15 protein-coding genes are annotated in these 19407 nt (G+C 41.2%); 12 read left to right on the top strand and 3 right to left on the bottom strand.

What is annotated here, in order from left to right; all coding sequences use genetic code 11:
* Window positions 1-5 precede the first annotated feature (5 nt).
* From G631_RS19085 to G631_RS0112010, 3 genes are all read left to right on the top strand, one after another.
* Window positions 6-803, top strand: a complete 798-nt coding sequence (locus tag G631_RS19085; RefSeq protein WP_035789774.1) for a LytR/AlgR family response regulator transcription factor — start codon at window positions 6-8, stop codon at window positions 801-803.
* The gene (locus tag G631_RS20300) at window positions 791-2104 is read left to right on the top strand and encodes a sensor histidine kinase (RefSeq protein ID WP_051197207.1); all 1314 of its coding nucleotides are present in this window, start codon (window positions 791-793) and stop codon (window positions 2102-2104) included. The genes G631_RS19085 and G631_RS20300 overlap by 13 nt, the downstream gene beginning before the upstream one ends.
* A gap of 177 nt (window positions 2105-2281) precedes the next feature.
* The gene (locus tag G631_RS0112010) at window positions 2282-4009 is read left to right on the top strand and encodes a CehA/McbA family metallohydrolase (RefSeq protein WP_026489658.1); all 1728 of its coding nucleotides are present in this window, start codon (window positions 2282-2284) and stop codon (window positions 4007-4009) included.
* A 15-nt stretch (window positions 4010-4024) separates the two neighbouring features.
* Here G631_RS0112010 and G631_RS0112005 read toward each other — a convergent pair whose 3' ends face one another.
* On the bottom strand, window positions 4025-4927 hold the full coding sequence (locus tag G631_RS0112005; protein WP_026489657.1) for a helix-turn-helix transcriptional regulator: 903 nt from the start codon (window positions 4925-4927) through the stop codon (window positions 4025-4027).
* Between the two features lie 35 nt (window positions 4928-4962).
* Here G631_RS0112005 and bglB point away from each other — a divergent pair, with 35 nt between their 5' ends.
* The 9 genes from bglB (at window position 4963) to nagB (ending at window position 16111) form a co-directional block, all read left to right on the top strand.
* The gene (gene bglB, locus G631_RS0112000) at window positions 4963-6054 is read left to right on the top strand and encodes a beta-galactosidase BglB (protein ID WP_026489656.1); all 1092 of its coding nucleotides are present in this window, start codon (window positions 4963-4965) and stop codon (window positions 6052-6054) included.
* A gap of 9 nt (window positions 6055-6063) precedes the next feature.
* Complete coding sequence (locus G631_RS0111995; protein WP_026489655.1) at window positions 6064-7035, top strand: ROK family protein; 972 nt, start codon at window positions 6064-6066, stop codon at window positions 7033-7035.
* Window positions 7036-7060: 25 nt separating this feature from the next.
* The gene (locus tag G631_RS0111990; RefSeq protein ID WP_026489654.1) at window positions 7061-8725 is read left to right on the top strand and encodes a hypothetical protein; all 1665 of its coding nucleotides are present in this window, start codon (window positions 7061-7063) and stop codon (window positions 8723-8725) included.
* Window positions 8726-8851: 126 nt separating this feature from the next.
* The gene (locus G631_RS0111985) at window positions 8852-10933 is read left to right on the top strand and encodes an ABC transporter substrate-binding protein (RefSeq protein ID WP_026489653.1); all 2082 of its coding nucleotides are present in this window, start codon (window positions 8852-8854) and stop codon (window positions 10931-10933) included.
* Window positions 10934-11036: 103 nt separating this feature from the next.
* Window positions 11037-12137: an ABC transporter permease gene (locus tag G631_RS0111980; RefSeq protein WP_196803861.1), complete on the top strand. Its 1101-nt coding sequence runs from the start codon at window positions 11037-11039 to the stop codon at window positions 12135-12137.
* Entirely contained in the window at window positions 12137-13255 is a 1119-nt protein-coding gene (locus tag G631_RS0111975) for an ABC transporter permease (RefSeq protein WP_026489651.1), read from the top strand. Before G631_RS0111980 ends, G631_RS0111975 begins: the two co-directional genes overlap by 1 nt.
* Window positions 13256-13272: 17 nt before the next feature.
* Window positions 13273-14367, top strand: coding sequence for an ABC transporter ATP-binding protein (locus G631_RS0111970; RefSeq protein WP_026489650.1), 1095 nt, complete (start codon window positions 13273-13275; stop codon window positions 14365-14367).
* Entirely contained in the window at window positions 14354-15352 is a 999-nt protein-coding gene (locus tag G631_RS0111965; RefSeq protein WP_026489649.1) for an ABC transporter ATP-binding protein, read from the top strand. The genes G631_RS0111970 and G631_RS0111965 overlap by 14 nt, the downstream gene beginning before the upstream one ends.
* A 27-nt stretch (window positions 15353-15379) precedes the next feature.
* On the top strand, window positions 15380-16111 hold the full coding sequence (nagB, locus tag G631_RS0111960; protein ID WP_026489648.1) for a glucosamine-6-phosphate deaminase: 732 nt from the start codon (window positions 15380-15382) through the stop codon (window positions 16109-16111).
* Between the two features lie 27 nt (window positions 16112-16138).
* Here nagB and pbp4b read toward each other — a convergent pair whose 3' ends face one another.
* Together pbp4b and G631_RS19070 are read right to left on the bottom strand one after the other, a co-directional pair.
* The gene (pbp4b, locus tag G631_RS19075) at window positions 16139-17728 is read right to left on the bottom strand and encodes a penicillin binding protein PBP4B (RefSeq protein ID WP_051197203.1); all 1590 of its coding nucleotides are present in this window, start codon (window positions 17726-17728) and stop codon (window positions 16139-16141) included.
* A 26-nt stretch (window positions 17729-17754) separates the two neighbouring features.
* Window positions 17755-19395: an ABC transporter ATP-binding protein gene (locus tag G631_RS19070; RefSeq protein WP_035789784.1), complete on the bottom strand. Its 1641-nt coding sequence runs from the start codon at window positions 19393-19395 to the stop codon at window positions 17755-17757.
* Window positions 19396-19407: the final 12 nt, after the last annotated feature.

Raw genomic sequence — 19407 nt, 5'->3', positions numbered from 1 at the left:
AGAGGATGAATATAATTGCTGTTGACGATGAGCAATTAGCACTCGAAGGAATTGTAAATACGCTTAAAAGAATACTGCCGGATGCGACAGTAACAGGATTTTCCTATACTGATCCGGCTATTGATTATGCACTGACTAATAAAGTTCACATAGCTTTTCTAGATATAGAAATGTATGAAGTGAATGGCATAGATATAGCCAAGAAGCTTATAGAAATACATCCAGATATAAACATTATCTTTTCAACAGGATACAGAGAATACATGGAAGAAGCATTTGACATGTATGTCAGTGGATATATATTAAAACCCTGCACAGAGGGTAAAATCAGGAAAACTCTTGAAAACTTAAGACACCCGGTAAAAGACGAAAAAAGGATTGTAGATATCAAAACATTTGGATCTTTCGAGATATTTGTGGATGATATACCAATAAAATTTGGCTATAAAAAGACTAAAGAACTACTAGCTATCCTTGTAGATAAAGAGGGTAGAATGTGCACTGTTGGGGAAGCAATGAGCATTCTGTGGGAAGACGACGATGATCTGTCATCTAAATCATCGTATATGAAGAATCTTCAATCAGACTTAAGCAATACTTTTAAGAAAAACGGAATTGAAAATGTGCTTATAAAGCAGCGTGGAGCCTTGGGAATTGACGTGAGCAAGGTAAAATGTGATCTTTTCGATTTCAAAATAGGGGGGGTAGCTGCTAGAAGCGCATTTCAAGGGGAGTACATGACTCAATACAGTTGGGCTGAAAGTAGAATAGCTGCATTGGAGGAAATAAAGTGCTCGAAATAAAGTATGTTTTTAATTGCATGGAATTATGGGGAAGCTTTTTTGCTATAGTGGCTTCCATATATCTTTTTATAGGCAAGTCTGCTATCAGAGGCCAGTATAAATCCCTTGGAAGACTGGAACTTCTTGCGGGCATTATGCTTTTCTTTGATGCTTGGGCGTGGTATTTCGATGCTGTGCCTGGAGCTTTAAATCACAGTATTCTTCAAGTTTCCAACTATATATCTTTTATCTGCAATGCTCTTATTCCGGTTTTGCTGGCAGAATATGTCATTTTATCTGTTGATGAAGAAAAGAGGAGCAAAAAAGTTATTATCATTGTTTCTGTAATAGCAGTCTGCGCTGTTTTATTCCTGGCATTTTCTCAGATCAGCGGTTTTGTTTATACCATAAATCCTGAAACAAATGAATATAAGAGGGGGCTAGGCTTTGTAATCTGGACAGTGCTTGTTCTGCTGGAGGCCAATGTTGTTTTTGTCTACACGTTCCTTAAGAAGGAAAACATGGATAAAAAGAGGTTTGGCGCAATCGTTAGCTTCATTGTAATTCCTATAATCGCAACTGCAATACAGCTATTTGTTTACGGAATATCACTGTCAAATATAGCCATTATACTGGTGGCACTAGTTATGTTTGCTCAGGCTCTCGAAGACAATGCCAAAATGATTGTAGAGCAGAGGGAAAGAATAAGCAATCAGGAAAAGCAATTGCAGGATTTAAGGACAAGGATTGCAATTTCTCAGATAAAGCCTCACTTTTTATATAATGCGCTTAATTCGATCTATGTGCTGTGCGACAAGGATACCGATAAGGCAAAAGAGATGGTAAATAGCCTATCTGAGTACCTTAGAGCCAATATTGCGTCTATCGATGCAGATAAGCCGATACCTTTTGAAAAAGAATTGGAACATACAAAAGTATATCTGGAAATTGAGAAGGCAAGATTTAAAGATAGATTTAATGTAGCTTATGACATACAGGTAACTGATTTCGAGATTCCGGCACTCACAGTTCAGCCACTTGTAGAAAATGCTGTTAAACACGGACTGTGTAAAAGAAATTACGGGGCTCCAGGAACAGTTACCATAGCAACCGTAGAGGATAACGGAGTTGTAAAGGTTATTATTTCCGATAATGGTACAGGATTTGATCTTGATGAGTATAATTCCAGAGTGAGGACCGAAGGCGAACATATTGGCCTTATGAATGTCAAGAAGAGGCTGGAGATTATGGAAAATGCCAGGATGGAGATCTCTTCTAACATTGGACAGGGAACAACAGTTGAGATCACGATTCCTAGATAAAAGAGGGATGCAAAAAATGCAATGTTTTTGGAAATTTGACATAAAAACCGCGTAGATAATGCAGGTGTAAGAAAATAGAATGTATGTTATAGGACATTTGCCTATGTCATGCATTCTTTTTTGATTGGAATTGTAATGTGATTCAGGATGCGTTTTTTAGCATAAAAGGGATGAAATATGAGTAAAGAAACCAAGTTTTTGAGCATAGCGATAGGTCTTTTACAGGTGACAGATGAGTCAGTTAATGCGATGGATGCAGACAGACTCTATAGATATGTGGAATATGTTCTTAGAAAATATACAGACCCAAAGAAAAGAAGAATAAACGAGGTTGATTATTCTGACGGAAATGACAGGAACAGATTCCATCAAAATGGGATAGTAAAAGGGGAAAAACACCTTGGAAGTATTTTTATTGAAACTAGATCTGGGGGAATAGGAACTCCCGCTCAAGTTAAGTTTTTTAAGCTTCTTCCGGGCGAAGATGCAGGAGATTTTGACAGAGTAAATGGAAAGATCACCATGATCCGCGATATTACGGGATTTGATGGCTGTCTATCAAGAAAACTTCCAGTGGGCAGGTATGTGATCGAGGTGTCCAAGGGAAGCGAATACGCAATAATAACGGATGATATTGAAATTGAAGAGGATAAATATTCCAGAAAATCTTACGATTTAAGCCGATTTGTGAATATGGAGGAAATGGGGTGGATTGCAGGAGAATTGCACCACCATAGCGTATACTCAAGTCCTGTTTTTGGCGGAGATGATGATGTAGTGGATACCCCTCAGGAAATTGCTAATTCACAGATGGCAATGGGGCTTTCCTATGGAGCTTTGTCTGACCATCACATTATATTAAGTCACCCAGCCTGGAAAGCTCTAAAAAGGCATAATTTTGTGCCTATCATTTCTAAAGAGATATCTACTTCTAACGGTCATGTTATGGCTATGGGAGTCCCTATAGATGTGATATATAAGATTCCTGAGGACAAAGACAGAACTGATGAGTATCTCAGGAACGAATTTGTAAGGATCACTGATGTTATCAAGGAAAATGGAGGCCTTGCCCAGATAAATCACCCAAGAGACCTTCAGAGATCCATTTCCTGGAATCCAAATTTTAATGATATGCTGGATATTTTTGAGACCATGGAGATATGGAATGGCTCTAATCCAATGATGCCGGGAAGTACCAATGATGCAGCTATGAAGCTGTGGATGGATTGCATGAAGAGAGGACTTTTTTTACCTGCGACCACAGGAAGCGACACTCACAACATATGTGCTGATGACTACCATATTCTCTTTGACGAGGTGATGGATGTTCTAGATGCGATAAAAGCCAATGATACTACGCTTTTAAAAGAGTATCCTGAGGAAACTCATGTAATGCTTGAAATCGGGGAAAAAATTCTACCGCTATTGGAAAAATGGGCTGAGACCTGCCTTAGCAGCGGCTGTGTAAGAACCTATATAAATTTTGATGCATCTATGCCAAGGGAAGATACACATAATCCGGAGTATATTATGGACAGGCTTCGCAGAGGGAGAAGCTTTTTGACTAATGGTCCGATTCTGGTATCAAGAGTTAATGGTAAGCTCCCAGGGCACAAGGTATCGGTAAGTACAGATGGCAGAAAGAAAGGAAAAACGGGTGATTGCGGAGCTGAGCTTGAAATTGAGCTAATGATCCTTGCAAATAGAAGGCTTAAGACGCTAAAGCTGTGTACAGAGAATGGGGTATATAAAGATATTCCTCTAAAGGGCGGAAAAAAGAACGGCTTCTATGACTATAGTCAGACTATAAAAGAACCCGTTCCTGATGGCAATTACCTGTATTTCATGGTGCAGGATGACTGCACGAATCTTGCTATAACTAATCCGGTTATATTGGTACGCTAAAAAGCTAAAAAGTGCTTACTTGCCAATAGTGGAGGATTGGCGGTATTCCCTGGGGGATGCGCCGGAAATCTTATTAAAAATCCTGTTAAATTGCGAGAAGGATGAAAAACCACATTCCTCCGCTATTTGGGAAATCTTTTTATTACTGGATATAAGCTGATATTGGGCATTTTTGATCCTGGTGAGTTGGATATAGTTGGATAGGTTAAAGCCCGTAACATGCTTAAACTCTCTTGATAAGTAGCTTGAACTTATGAAAAACTGCTCAGAGAGTGCATCTAGAGATATATTCTCGTCGTAGTGGGTGTGGATGTAGGAGGATATTTCATACATCTTTTGCTGAATAGAGTTATAACTCTGATCGTTGGTGTAGATATTCTTGTTTCTCAGGTCATAGAAGGTGTACAAAAGCTCCTGAAATTTGTTGTGAATGTAGAACTCGTCGGCTGGATTTCCGTAGTAGTTGTGCTCTTTAGAAAAGATAAAGAGGTTATTTAAAATGTCTATGAGCCGTTGCTGGTCCTGAAAATCAAAGCGGTAGATAGGAAGATCAGCGTGGAAGGGCTTTAGGATTTCCTTGTAAGCATCAGCCGTTTCTGGCCTATCTAAGGGGTACATAAAGTCTATGATGACTCTTTTGCTGGGTTCACCCTTATAATAAACAGATTTATGCATAACAGAAGGCGCCAGCAACACAAAATCTCCCATGTGGATATTATAGGGAACACCTTCAATAAGGTGAGTTGCGTTGGGCGCTAGAAGAAACATCATCTCGTAATATGGATGAAGGTGCTGGAATTCCATATTTACAGAGGCATCCCTCTTGTCATAGTCAATGTAGTAATAAATGTTATTAGGGATGTTGTTGATGATTATATAGTGGTTGTCTTCGTAGTAAATATTGTCGTTTATAAGCATGAGATTAGTATAAATGAAATGGAAAGAGGTAGCAAATGAAAGTAGAAAGAGAAGAAATTCTGTCAGTTCTTGAGGTTTTGGCTCAGAGTTTTAAGAAATTTCTCTATGAAGATGATGAGAAATTTCTTGAAAACATGAAAACCAAAAACCTGGCTGGCGATGATATTTCAAGGTATCAGCACTGGGAGTGGACTCAGGGAGTGGGCCTTTATGGCCTTTATCAACTTGCCCAGGAACTTGGCAGAAAGGACTTTGTAGATTTTCTGGAGAGTTTTTATGACAAAGAAATTTCTCTTGGCCTCCCAGCAAAAAATGTTAATACTTGTGCACCTCTTTTAACCTTGGGACTGTTACTCAAGGATACTGGAAATGAATTATATAAAAAGACCTGTCATGAATGGGCAGAGGCAATAATTAAGGATTTTGCCAAGACTTGTGAGGGTGGAATACAGCATAGGACGTCAGATAGCGAGAATACCGGAGAACTCTGGGACGACACTCTATTTATGACAGTTATGTTTCTGGCTCTGATGGGAGAAATAGAGGATAATGATACGTATAGGGAAGAAGCAAGGTATCAGTTTCTCCTGCACATAAAGTATCTTGTTGATCATAAAACGGGGCTATTGTTCCATGGATGGACTTTTGAGGGACATCATAATTTTGCAGAAGCTCTGTGGGGGAGAGGAAACTGCTGGTTTACCATTGCTGTTCCAGAATATCTTTCGATTGCAGATGTACAGGGCGCTGACAGGAAGTTCCTAATAGAGGCGCTTTTGGGTCAGGTTAAAGCCCTTGAAAAATATCAGGATCAGAGCGGAATGTGGCATACTCTTGTGGATGATGACACGTCTTACCTTGAAGCTAGTGCCACTTGTGGGTTTGCCTATGGTATCTTGAAGGCAGTTAGGCTTGGGTATATTGATGAAAAATATAAAGATGTTGGGCTTAAAGCTCTTAAGCCAATATTAAAGCTTATAGATCCAGATGGGACCGTTAATCAGGTGTCTTATGGAACGCCTATGGGCAGAGAGTCCAAGGATTTTTACAAAGGGATAGAGATTAAGCCTATGCCCTATGGGCAGGCGCTGGCAATGTTGTTCCTAATGGAAGTATTGAAAGCTTGAGGGTAAGGCATGTTCAGGATTGGAGTAGATGTAGGCGGTACAAATATTGCGGCAGGATTAGTGGATGATTCCTACGAGATAGTCAGAAAGCTAAGTGTCAAGACAAGGGATGCAGGCTCTGTAGATGCAATGATAAAGACAATTGCAGATATGGTAAAAGAACTGATGTCTGCAGAAATGCTAAGTGCAAGCCATATTGAGGCAATAGGAGTAGGAGTTCCAGGGACAGCTGACCTTGAAACAGGGAAGGTCTTGTATGCCAATAATCTTGGCTTTGAAAATGTTGAATTTCTTGGGGCTTTGAAGACGGCTCTGGGCAAGGAGTTTTCCGATAAGCTGCATTTTGACAATGACGCTAACGCGGCTGCAATTGGAGAATATATTACTGGAGGCTATGACGCGGACAGCTTTGTAATGGTTACTATTGGCACTGGCATAGGTGGTGGTATCATTATTAATGGGAAGGTCTTTAGAGGTTGCAACTATGCTGCTGCTGAGTTTGGGCATATGGCCATTGATATTGATGGAATTGACTGCAACTGTGGAAGAAAAGGTTGTTATGAAGATTATGCTTCCGCTACAGCTCTTGTGGAGCAAGCCTGGGAGATAATGAATACAGCCGCTGGCAGCAACTCCTCTTTGTGGAGGAAGGCAGAAACTAAAGAGGCACTTGATGGGGAAAAAATTTTTGAGGCTGTGAGAGAAAAAGACGCCTGTGCTCTGATAGTACTTAATAACTATTGTTATTATCTTTCAGAGGGACTTACAAATATCATCAACATTCTGCAGCCGGAAATTCTTGTTCTAAGTGGAGGTATAACGCGATCAGCAGATCTTTTCCTAGACAGCGTAAAAGAGAAAGTTTCAAGAGATGTTTATTCAAGAGATAGTAGTAAAAATACAAAGATCATGATAGCAAAGGGCACTTCTGATGCAGGGGATGTTGGAGTGATTGGGGCTGCATTGATCGACAAGATGTGATAGAGAGACTTGATTTGGAGGAAAAATGAAAAAACACTACGAGTTTATATTAAAGGACACGCAGGAGTTGGTCTATGAGTCTATGTGCACTCAGATAATGGATGAGAAAGACGAAAACTTTGGGGCTTTCATGGATAGAGATTGCATCCTTGACGCCAAGTATACAATCTACAGAACTGCGTCCATGATATCGCTCTATTGTTGCAAGGATAGTGAGCTTTTCAGAGATGAAAAACTTTTTAAAAGAATAATGGCAGGACTTGGTTTTGCTGAGAAAATGCAGCTTGATAGCGGACTTTACGATTATGTGACCTGCAATTTCAGCTCAGCACCTGATACGGCCTTTTGTATAAAAAAGCTCATGCCGATTTTCTTTTTCCTAAGAGATGTTTGTGGTGATAAGAGAACTGATAAGGAAGAAGAAATCTATAAGATAATTGAGGGAATAATAAGGAAAGCTTCCAGAGGAATAATGACAGGTGGTTTCCATACGCCTAACCATAGATGGGCTATAGCGTCAACTCTTATGGAGTGTTATAAGATCTACGGCGATGAGGATATGAAGCGCTGCGCGGAGAGGTATCTGGCAGAAGGAATAGACTGCAACGAAGATGGGGAGTATGCGGAGAAATCTGCTGGAAATTATAACCGTGTCAATAATGATGCCATGATAACGCTGGCAGAAGCTACAGGAGATAAGACATACGAGGAGTATGTTATCAGAAATCTTCGTATGATGCTACATTACTGGGAACCAGATGATTCGGTATTTACAGCCAATTCCACCAGGTTTGACAAAGATCGCCTCATGTATCCGACTGATTACTATACAGAATACATGCTGATGGCTCAAAGACATGGAATTCCAGAATTTTATGAGATGTGCAATTACATCATTGATGTGTGTAAGAGGCGCAATCTTCATGGTCCGGATTGCCTTATTTACTTCATGTGGTATCCGGAATGGATTAATACTGAGCATGAAGGTATTTATAAAAATTCAGATTATCAGGTCTTTTACCAGAATTCGGGTATTTCCAGAAACAGGACTGGAAGATATACCTACACAGTGATGAAGGGCAAATCCAATTTCCTTTATTTTCATAATGGAACAATAAAGCTTGAGATGAAGGTTGCAGGAAGCTTTTGTGAGCATAGAGCTTTTAAGGGTGAAACTATGGAGGAAACTGAAGAAGGCCTCCATCTTCATCAGACAATGCATGGTTGGTACTATCTTCCCTGGAGCCAGGATAAGATCCCAGAAACAAATGACTGGTGGCAGATGGAGAATGAAAAGCGCGACAAGAAGATGGGACCTGATATGGACATTGATGTATGGGTTAAAGAGAGCAAAGGCCGCGATGGAATCAATGTACGCATCAAGACAAAGGGCGTGGAAGGCGCTCCCTGGAGAATCGAGATGTCTTTTACCGGGGCAGATTTCCTGGAAAACAGCCATATGGCAACTAACCTGAAGGGAAATGAAACTATCATCGCCAAGGATGGAGAAATCCAGCTATCTAATTCCAGGGATACACTGATAATTGGGCCTTGCTTTGGAACTCACAGATTTATGGAGGGAAAAGAGGACTCAGAAGCCACAAATTCAGGATCTTCCACCATTTACTTTACGGATTACACAGGCTTTGATCATACGATAATGATCAGAAATATGAGAAGTCAGATTTAGAGGAAATCTAGAGCAAAAAATGCAATGTTTTTTGCGAATAAGTAAAAAAATCGACTATTTAGAGGACAATGTGTCTGATAAAATATGATTATCGTAAGGTGTAGCGAAAAGCTAAAAGGAGGAATTATGAGAAGGAAAATGAACTCAAAAGCAGTATCATTAGTACTTGCTGCAGCAACTGGCATGACGATGCTCTCAGGCTGCGGTGGGGCAGCAACTCCTGCGCAGACAAGTGGGGATACGAGCGCAACTACAGAAGCTACTGTGGCAGAAGCTCAGGCTGGTGACATTGCGTCCAATACTGAGGAGGTGACAGTAGAGGGCTTTACAGAGGCACCAATGCTTGCTGACCAGGTAGCAGCTGGAAAACTTCCAGCTGTAGAAGAGAGAATTCCTGATGTAGACAATGTTTTTGTAGAGACAGTTGATGCAACAGGTGCTCCACTTGAGATCGGTACGTATGGCGGGGTTATTAACATGGGACCAGCAGGCGGAAGCTGGGGACTTTCAAGACCATCTCTTGAGTCTATAATCCGCTACAATACAGACGGATCTTATTATCCAAATGTTATTAAGGCATTTGAGCACAGTGATGACTACACAACATGGACCTTCCACTTAAGAGAAGGCATGAAGTGGTCAGACGGAGAGCCATTTACAGCTGATGACATTACATTCTGGTATTATATGTGCCATCTTACAAACTTTGACAGCAAGAAGAGCTGGGCAGCTCTTAAGGAAGAGGTAGATGGTGAGGATGCATGGGCAGATCTGAAGAAGGTGGATGACTACACAGTCACATGGACCTTCGTTAATCCCAAATATCCAGCAGATTTCATAGAAAATGGTGATTTTAAGTGGTGCTGGGCTCCAGCCCATTATTTGATGGATCTTATTCCTGATTCTGAGGATTATCCATATGTTGAGAATGAATATTATCAGAGCACAGGACTTTCAGAGGAAGAGGTTCTTGCTAATGCTCAGAAGAAGAACATTGACGCAGCTACCGTCAAGGATCTTGGTAAGGCAGTATCTTATAACTTCTGGAATGTAGCAGGAATTCCTACTGTAAATTCATTTGTTCTTTCAACAGTACCCGGCAATAGCTCCAAAGATGACACACTTTGCATCATGGATCGTAATCCATACTTCTGGAAGGTTGATGCAGCAGGCAATCAGCTTCCATATGTAGATGCTCTTCACTTCAATCAGACTTCAGAGGATGGACAGGATCTTCTTATGTTCCGTTCTGGCGAGATCGATATCATTGCAGTAGCAATGAAGGACATAGCAGCTACACTTTCAGATCTTGGAGATACAGCTTCTCTTCGTGAGTGGGGAACCACAAACTGGGGCAGCTATCAGGTAACCTTCAACTACACAAATCCTGATAAGAATTATGCTGAGCTTTTTGCTAATCCAGATTTCCGTGAGGCAATTTCAATTTGTGTTGACAGAAATCAGGCTTCCGAGCTTCTTACAGATGGCTTCCTTGAGCCAGGACAGTGCGGACCAATGGAAGGCAACGTAGGCTACAGCCAGGAATGGGTTGAAAAGTGGACAGAATATGATGTAGACAAGGCAAAGAGCCTTCTTGAGGGCTGTGGACTTAAGATGGGATCAGATGGATTCTATACATTTGCTGATGGTTCAGAGCTTATGCTCACATTCCTTGAATATGATGGTGGAATGGACGATGCATATCCTGTATTTGAGCAGTATTACAAGGCAGTAGGACTCAATTGTGCAATTAAAAATCTTGAAGTATCAGCATTCGATGAAGCTATAGATAACAACGAGTGGGTTGCTGTAATGGGACCTCACACAGCAGTTGGTGGAGCTTCACTAAAGGACAGAGCAGCTCCATTTGTTCCTATTGCACAGGCTGCTGAATGGTATGGCGAGTATGGTACATACTATGCAACCAAAGGCGCTCAGGGCGTTGAGCCTACAGGTGATATGGCTAAACTTGTCGAATTATATGATAAGTGGCGTTTGACAGCAGATGAGTCAGAAAGAGATAGCTATCAGGCAGAAATTTACAAGATCCATCAGGATAACCTCTGGACAATAGCTTATCTCAAGGCAGAGGGTTACTACGAACTCATCAATTCAAGTATCAAGAATTATGCAGATAATCTAGTATCTGCTGACTGCTACCAGTACGCTAACATGACACATTATGAAGTCCTTTTCAAGGCTGAGTAATGTATACACATAATTAACTGGATAGAGTAAAAAGAAATCGGAGACGTGCTGGGACGGGGGTTTCCACGTCTCCGATTTTTACGATTTAAAAGGGGTATTTTTTATGGAGGACAAGGTTATTAAAAAAAGCTTTGTTGATGGTCTAAAGGAATTCTTCAGAAAAGATCTTGTTCAGTACATTGTTAAGCGTGTGCTGATGTTTTTCCCTACATTGCTTTTAATTTCAATATTGGTTTTCTTTGTTATTCAGCTTCCTCCCGGAGACTATGTTTCTGCGCATATTGCTGCACTGGCAACGGAAGGAGAGCTTGTTGATGCTGACTATGCGGCATCGATGCGAGCAGATTACGGACTGGATCTGCCTGTTTGGCAACAGTATTTAAAGTGGGTAAAGGATATTATCTGGACGCCTTCAGATACTCCTTATTACAGACTTTATCACTCTCATCATAACTGGAAATATTCTTTTGCTTACGGACGTGATGTCTGGAGCGTGGTTAATGACAGACTGGGGCTTACTATTGGTGTTACAGCGATAATCATGCTGTTTCAGTATCTTGTATCTATTCCTATTGCTGTTTATGCAAGTACTCATCAGTATTCGGCTGGAGATTATATCTCAGCCATAATAGGATTTTTGGGTACAGCAATACCAAACTTTATTCTGGCAATTGTGCTGATGTATCTCTCTTATAAGTGGACAGGCAACGCGAATGTAGGTCTGTTCAGCCAGGAGATGCTTAAAAACGGCGTTCATTTATATAATTTCGGGGAATTTTTAAAGAGAATGATAATTCCTATCATTGTAATAGGAACCAGTGGAACCTGCGGAATTATCAGATCAGTGAGAGCGCAGATGCTCGATGAGGTTGCACAGCAGTATACTCTTACAGCAAGAGCCAAGGGTGTATCTGAGGGCAAGATCATCATGAAATATTGCTTCAGAGCAGCTATAAATCCTACAGTGTCAGGGCTTGGCGGAGTTCTTTCAAGTCTTTTCTCAGGCTCAACTGTAACTGCACTTGTTCTAAACATGCAGATCCAGGGGCCGGTACTATATAAAGCACTTCTTTCCCAGGACATGTATCTGGCGGGTGCTATCGTTATGATACAGGCAGTTCTGGTTGTTATCGGAGTTCTTTTATCCGATATCGCTTTAGCCTTCCTTGATCCAAGAATACGTTACTCAGGAGGTGGCAGATAATGGCTAAGAATAAAAAGACAAAAGAAGATTATTATCTTGCCTCTCAGTGGACTTTGATGGCAAGAAAGCTGCGCAGACACAAGCTTGCACAGATTTCACTTGTTATTTTACTTGTGCTGTATCTGGGAGCTTTATTTGCAGATTTCCTTGCACCTTACGGGCTTGATGAGTTTGATGGATTATACAGAAACTCAGCTCCAACTAAGATTTATACAATCTTTGAGGAACAGCATGTTGGACCACATGTTTATAAGCTGGAGAAATCAATTGATAAAAAGACTTTTGAAGTAAGACTTGAGCCTGATTTATCAGAGTATTACAAGATTGAGTGGTTTGTACATGGCACAAAATATAAGATTCTGGGCCTTGTTCCCTGTGACCTGCATCTATTTGGGGTTGGAACGGGATCAAATGGTGGAACTGGGGCCAAGATATTCCTATTTGGAGCAGATTCCCTGGGAAGAGATATCTTTTCCAGAGTTCTGCTAGGAGCAAGGATTTCACTGTCAATTCCTTTCGCAAGTGCTATCATCAGCTTCTTTTTGGGAGTTGCTATTGGTTCAATTTCAGGATATTTTGGCGGCGTTATTGATATTATTATCCAGCGTATCATCGAGGTTATCGGTGCTGTACCTCAGATTCCTCTGTGGATGGCGCTTTCTGCAGCTATTCCTGCGGGAATTTCTACAGTTAAGATGTATTTTTACATGACAATTATTCTGTCCTTTATCAACTGGACAGGTATGGCACGCATTGTTAGAGGAAAGTTTTTGTCGCTTAAAAACGAAGATTATGTAATGGCCGCAAGGCTTGCCGGTGTTTCTACCTGGAAGATCATCTGGAAGCATCTGGTTCCCGGATTTATGAGTTACCTTATAGTTTCTCTGACACTGGGAATTCCTGGATCTATCGTAGGTGAGACTTCAATGTCTTATCTGGGTCTTGGTATCAAGTCGCCTGCAACCAGTTGGGGAGTGCTACTTCAGGAAGCAAGCTCAGTTACTGACGTGGCTTTAAATCCTCACAAGCTTATTCCTATTATCTTCGTAACGATCACTGTTCTAGCATTTAACTTCCTGGGAGATGGAATGAGAGATGCGGCAGATCCATACAAGTAATTTCAAGGAGCTGACCTATGGAAAAGGATAACATAATTGAAATAAAAGACCTCCACGTTGATATCAAGATGATGGAGGGGACTCTCACACCGGTAAGAGGGGTTAATTTTGAAATAAAAAAGGGTGAAACTCTTGGACTTGTAGGTGAATCTGGCTGCGGTAAGTCCATCACTTGTAAGGCAATACTGGGAATCAATGACAAGAAGTGCATGCCAAGAGGCGAGATCATGTTTAGAAATGAGGACGACACTGAGGTTGATCTACTTAAAATGGATCCCAAGGGAAAAGAGATAAGAAACGTCCGTGGCAAGCAGATTTCCATGATCTTTCAGGAACCTATGGTTGCTTTTTCACCCATGTATACTATCGGAAATCAGATCAATGAGGCTACACTTCTTCACATTACCAAGGACAAGAAGAAGGCAAAAGAGATATCTCTTGAGGTCATGAGAAAGGTTGGAATAGCAAACGTTGAAAAGCGATACAATCAGTATCCTCATGAGTTTTCAGGGGGTATGTTACAGAGAGCGCTTATAGCAATGGCGCTTGTCTGCAACCCAAAGCTCTTGATTGCAGATGAGCCAACAACAGCTCTTGATGTCACAATTCAGGCACAGATCCTTGAGCTTATGAAGGAGCTTCAGAAGGAATTTGATATGGCAATCCTGTTTATTACACATGACCTTGGAGTAGTTGCCAAGATGTGCGACAGAGTTGCTGTAATGTATCTTGGAAGAATTGTGGAGACAGGAGATGCAGCTACTATATACGCAAATCCTCAGCATCCATACACTCGTGGACTGATGGGCTCAGTTCATAAGATAGGAGGCAGAAAAGATGAAAGACTGTTTTCCATTGAGGGAACAGTGCCTCTTGCTATGAATCTACCTAAGCAGTGCGGATTCTATGACAGGTGTGATGCCAGAATTGAAGGCCTTTGTGACAAGGCAGAACCAGAGCTTGTGGAGATTGAAAAAGGCCACAAGATAGCCTGCTTTGCATGCCAGAATGCAGCTTGCCAGGCTCATAGAAAAGAAGTCGAGGAGAGACTTAAAAGAGAGGCATCTGTTTCAGAGCCTATGGAAGGAGGTAAGAAGCGTGGAAAAAGATAATATCCTGGAAGTTAAGAATGTTCACAAGCGTTTTACCTCTAAAAATGTCACAGTAAAAGCTGTTACCGATGTTTCTTTTAGCGCACAGAAGGGGGAAACAATCGGAATTGTTGGAGAGTCAGGATGTGGAAAGACTACACTTGGACGCTGTATTGCAAGGGCATACGAGGCCTCAGAAGGCTCTGTAATGTACCGTACACTCTCAGGGGAAGAGGTTGATTTCCTTAAAATTGATAAAAAGAAGATGAAGGAAATCCGCAAGGAAATTCAGATGATCTTTCAGGATCCCTATTCATCACTTGATCCCAGAATGACTGTACTTGATATTATAAAGGAGCCGCTTAAAGCAAATTTCCCCAAAATGCCCAAGGCTGAGATGGATCAGAGAGCAAAAGATATGGCGGAGAAAGTTGGCCTTAACCCTGCGTATCTTATGCGCTATCCACATGCTTTTTCGGGTGGTCAGAGGCAGCGTATAGGTATTGCAAGGGCACTTATCTTAAATCCCAATATCATTGTGTGTGATGAGGCGGTTTCAGCTCTTGACGTTTCTATCCAGGCACAGGTCATCAATCTTTTAAAAGATCTTCAGAATGAGATGAAACTTACTTACATCTTTATCTCCCATGACCTTTCTGTAGTAGAACACATCTCTGACAAAGTAGGTGTAATGTATCTTGGAAAAATGGTAGAATATGGTACGACAGAGGAGATTTTTGCTCATCCCAAGCACCCATATACTGAAGCGCTTTTATCGGCAGTACCAGTGGCAGATCCAACGTTTCACCAGGAGAGGATTCCATTAAAGGGAGAGATTCCAAACCCTGCAAATCCGCCAAGCGGCTGCTTTTTCCATACAAGATGCCAGTACTGCACTGAGGAGTGCAAGAAAATAACACCTGAAAACAAGGACTATGGCGGTGGACATTTTGCAGCCTGTATCCATGCAGATGAGCTTAAACTTCGCGGTTTTGATCTTCAGTAATAGTGTGGCTTGGGGGAGGAAGAAATGATCAAGATATACAGAGCACATAATTATCAGGACATGAGTAGGAAAGCGGCTAATATCCTGTCAGCGCAGATAATCATTAAACCAGATTGTGTTCTGGGACTTGCTACAGGCTCATCGCCAATAGGCATCTATGATCAGCTTGTTGAGTGGTACAAAAAGGATGACCTGGATTTTTCCAGAGTTAAGACTGTGAATCTTGATGAATATGTTGGCATTGATGAGGATAATCCTCAGAGCTACCACTATTTCATGAAACAGAATCTCTTTTCCAGAGTAAACATTGATATGAAGAATGTCCATATTCCTGAGGGAACAAACCCCGATATGGAGGGAGAGTGCCTTTCCTATGAAAGAGCGATAGAATCAATCGGCGGTATAGATATGCAGCTTCTTGGACTTGGTCCAAATGGCCATATAGGCTTTAATGAGCCCGGTGAATGCTTTACAAGGAAAACACATATAGTTGATCTGGCAGAGAGCACAATAGAGGCCAATAAACGATTTTTCGAGGATGCTTCACAGGTGCCAAGGCAGGCGATAACTATGGGCATTGGAACCATAATGAAGGCTAAAAAGATCCTGATGGTTGTAGATGGCGAAAAGAAAGCCAAGGTGCTAAAGGAGGCCCTGACAGGGGAAGTTACTCCAAAGGTGCCGGCATCTATATTGCAGTTACATCCAGATTTTACGCTTGTTGCAGATGATGAAGCACTTAAGTATATGAATGTGTAAAATAAACAAAGCCTGACGCGAAATGATTTAATCTTTATAAGTGCTTCTAAGTTTCTTAAGTTCATCTGTTACATCTATATCTTCATCAAGACCGGTATAGAGTACCTCTGGTACGAAACCAAGAGTGGAGGAGGTATAAAGGCTGCCCACAAACTTGTTTGGATCCTCATCTTTATTGATAACAGGTGTATTTATTTTGTTGGTGAGATAGGCTACAACCAGCTTTTTTTCAGGATCTATCATCAGTAAAGTTCCAGTCCAGCCCTGGTGACCTATTGTATTTGGGCCTGCTTTTGTTCCAAAATATTTGGTCCTTTGCATGTCTCCCTGTCTCCACCAGCCAAGGCCCCAGTTCTGATAGTCAGTGGATTTTGGAGCTGTGAATAGGGTAATCACATCAGGTGAGAAGTAAGTTTTGCCGTCAAATGTTCCGTCAATCATCAAATACCCAAGCCTTGCCAGGTCTGTGGCGTTTGTGAATACTCCCGCGTGACCTGAGACGCCGCCCATGCAATAATATGCCATTTCATCGTGAACCTGTCCCTGTATAGTATCAGTCCTTATCCCGGGAAAAGAGATATATCCATCCCTGGTATTTCCATTTAGCTCCGTTGCGGCAATTGAATCTGGCATAAAGCCGTGTTCAAGAGGAGTGTAGGTAATATGGGTAAGTCCAAGGGGCTCGGCAAAGGTCTTTTTTAGGTATGTATCAAGGTCCATTCCTGTCTTTTTCTCAACGATAAGACCAAGGATCATATAGTCAACATCTGAATACATGACCTTGGTTCCGGGCTCGTACATCAGTGGTGTCTTGCAGATTGCTTCTATAGTAGCTTCTTTTGCGGTCTGATCTGCAGAAACTGAAGAAAAAAGCGGGTTCTCGATTTCAGGGTCATATTCTAGAGTTTCCGGATTGATTGTAGGGTTATGATACTTGGGACTTGGAGGGAAACCTCCCATATGCTTTAGAAGGTGGGCAATTGTAAGCTCAGACTTCCAGGTGACTATGGTATCAAGATGAACATGAGCACCCTCTTCATAGTCAATATATATGGTATCTCTAAAAAATCTATCCCCCAGATAGTCGCATACTTTCTCATTTATATCTATCTCACCATCTGAAACAAGCTTCTGAAGAGCATAGTTTACCCCTACCATTTTGCTGATAGAGGCTATGTCATAGAGTGTATCTGTGGTTACAGGCGCAGAGTCAGTTTTTCTTGTGCCATCCTGGTTGTAGGCATTTACTGATCCAAAGCCCTTTTCATATACGAGCTTGCCATCTCTGACTATGGCCAGCTGAGCGCTTGGAAAGCCATTATCGATATCGGTAGTTATTATATCTTCTATAAGCTCAATGCATTCTGGATGGATTCCAGATTCTTCAAGAGAAGCGGTTGGAATTGCCTTAGAAATATCAGATTTTGCGGAATCTTCAGGATCAGAGTCGTTATTTTCATCCAGGGACGCTTCAGATGTAGTAATATTGCCCTCCTCAGCAATAGAATATTCTGATACACTGGCGTCTTTTGGCGCAGCACTTTTGCAGGCTGTGGCTCCGATTGAGAGAATGGATAATAATGTAATTAATCTAAAAGTGGTATATTTGTTTTTCATAATTACAAGTATACCACTAGATTTATTTATAAACGTATTATTTCATCCGCATCTTCAATAGTGTGCAGATTATGGGTTACTACAATGATGGTTTTACCATGTGTTAGAAGGCTGGCAAGTGCCTGCTGTACAAGCTCCTCATTTTCAGGATCCAGAGAAGCGGTAGCTTCATCTAATAGAATTATAGGGGCGTCCTTTAGGATTGCTCGGGCAATAGAGATTCGTTGCCGCTGACCGCCAGATAAGGATAAGCCGTTTTCTGCCAGAACAGTGTCATAACCGTTGGGAAGTTTACTTATAAAGTCATCGCATCTTGCAGCTGTTGCTGCAGCTATTGCAGCATTTCTTGAAGCGTCAGGATTACCTACAAGTATATTGTCTATTACAGAAGAATTAAAGAGAACCACATCCTGATCTACAACTGAAATATACCTGCTAAAGCTTATACCTGAAATAGCGTTTATATCTTTTCCATCAATCTTAATACATCCTTCATCTGGCTTCCATAATCTGCTTATCAGCTTTATTATCGTACTTTTTCCGCATCCTGAAGGGCCTACAATTGCAGTGATCTTACCTTCTGGGATGGCAAAAGACAAATCACTAAAAACATCTTTATCTGACAAAGGATATCTAAAGGATACATTTTCAAATTCAATATCAAAGTGCTCAAGATCAGCATCAGGTAGGGTTTCTTCAGGCATAGCAAGCATAGTATTTAATCTCTTCAGAGACTCGGACATGTAAGTTAAATTAGAAAGGTCCCCCAAAGCTTCTGCAAATGGCTCGTAAATTCTTAGAATTGCAGCAAGAAATAGCAGTAATAGAGGGAGAGATAACGAGTTATTTGTAAATAGATTAACTCCTACGAGGATGCATAGCCCTACTCCAATCTGCATAATGGCCTCTGCTCCAACTACAAAGATCCCAGATGTCACTTCAAGTCTTGTTGATATGCGACTTAATGCGATAAGGTCTGCTTCGAGCTTATGGAATTGGCGACCATATAGATTATAGGCCTTGATAGTGGGCATACCCTCTATGTATTCTAAAAGAGTGTTGCTGGCTCTGTGCTTGGCCTTGATCTGTATTTTGGATAAGCTTCCTTGAAGTCTTAGACTTATAGCCTGGATTAGGAATGCAGCAGGAATAACGCAAAACGCAGCAAGGGACATTCTCAGATCAAGAAAAGATAGAATGACAAAAACTACGATAGTTGAGAGAAAGCGTGAGATCACGCCAGGGATAAGCCCGCTCATTACAACTTCTACGTTGGCGCAGTCTGACATAATATGACTTACCAGATCTCCTTTATTTAAGGCGGAAAGATAAGACATAGGTACATCGATGAGTTTTTTTGAAACATTGCGCCTTAGCCTGTCCATTTCATGATAGGTGGGAATGTTATTTGCTCTGTCAGATAACCAGAAACCAAGGTAATTAAGCAGAGCTATGGCAAGACCCAGAAATCCGAGCCTAGCTATATAGTTCATATCTGGCATGGAATGATCATACAATACCGGGCATACTATAGACTCTATCAGAAGGTAAATTACAATAAAGGGAAGGAATTCACAGATGCTGCGAAAAGAACTGGCAATTACACCAATTCGCAGGCTTTTTATTCCGTCTTTTGTTAATGGTAGATTATTTCTTAAGTAAGACATTTGTTTTTCTCC

This window comes from Butyrivibrio sp. XBB1001 (assembly GCF_000424505.1).
Taxonomy (GTDB): domain Bacteria; phylum Bacillota; class Clostridia; order Lachnospirales; family Lachnospiraceae; genus Butyrivibrio.
This window is presented reverse-complemented; position numbering and strand designations above follow the sequence as displayed.

Excerpts from the sequence above, each read along its gene's own strand:
- G631_RS0111980 (WP_196803861.1), top strand. The coding sequence starts at position 11,037 with ATGGAGGACAAGGTTATTAAAAAAAGCTTTGTTGATGGTCTAAAGGAA.
- G631_RS19085 (WP_035789774.1), top strand. The coding sequence starts at position 6 with ATGAATATAATTGCTGTTGACGATGAGCAATTAGCACTCGAAGGAATT.
- G631_RS0111995 (WP_026489655.1), top strand. The coding sequence starts at position 6,064 with ATGTTCAGGATTGGAGTAGATGTAGGCGGTACAAATATTGCGGCAGGA.
- G631_RS19070 (WP_035789784.1), bottom strand. The coding sequence starts at position 19,395 with ATGTCTTACTTAAGAAATAATCTACCATTAACAAAAGACGGAATAAAA.
- G631_RS0111975 (WP_026489651.1), top strand. The coding sequence starts at position 12,137 with ATGGCTAAGAATAAAAAGACAAAAGAAGATTATTATCTTGCCTCTCAG.
- G631_RS0112010 (WP_026489658.1), top strand. The coding sequence starts at position 2,282 with ATGAGTAAAGAAACCAAGTTTTTGAGCATAGCGATAGGTCTTTTACAG.
- G631_RS0112005 (WP_026489657.1), bottom strand. The coding sequence starts at position 4,927 with ATGCTTATAAACGACAATATTTACTACGAAGACAACCACTATATAATC.
- G631_RS0111990 (WP_026489654.1), top strand. The coding sequence starts at position 7,061 with ATGAAAAAACACTACGAGTTTATATTAAAGGACACGCAGGAGTTGGTC.
- bglB (WP_026489656.1), top strand. The coding sequence starts at position 4,963 with ATGAAAGTAGAAAGAGAAGAAATTCTGTCAGTTCTTGAGGTTTTGGCT.
- G631_RS0111970 (WP_026489650.1), top strand. The coding sequence starts at position 13,273 with ATGGAAAAGGATAACATAATTGAAATAAAAGACCTCCACGTTGATATC.
- G631_RS0111985 (WP_026489653.1), top strand. The coding sequence starts at position 8,852 with ATGAGAAGGAAAATGAACTCAAAAGCAGTATCATTAGTACTTGCTGCA.
- pbp4b (WP_051197203.1), bottom strand. The coding sequence starts at position 17,728 with ATGAAAAACAAATATACCACTTTTAGATTAATTACATTATTATCCATT.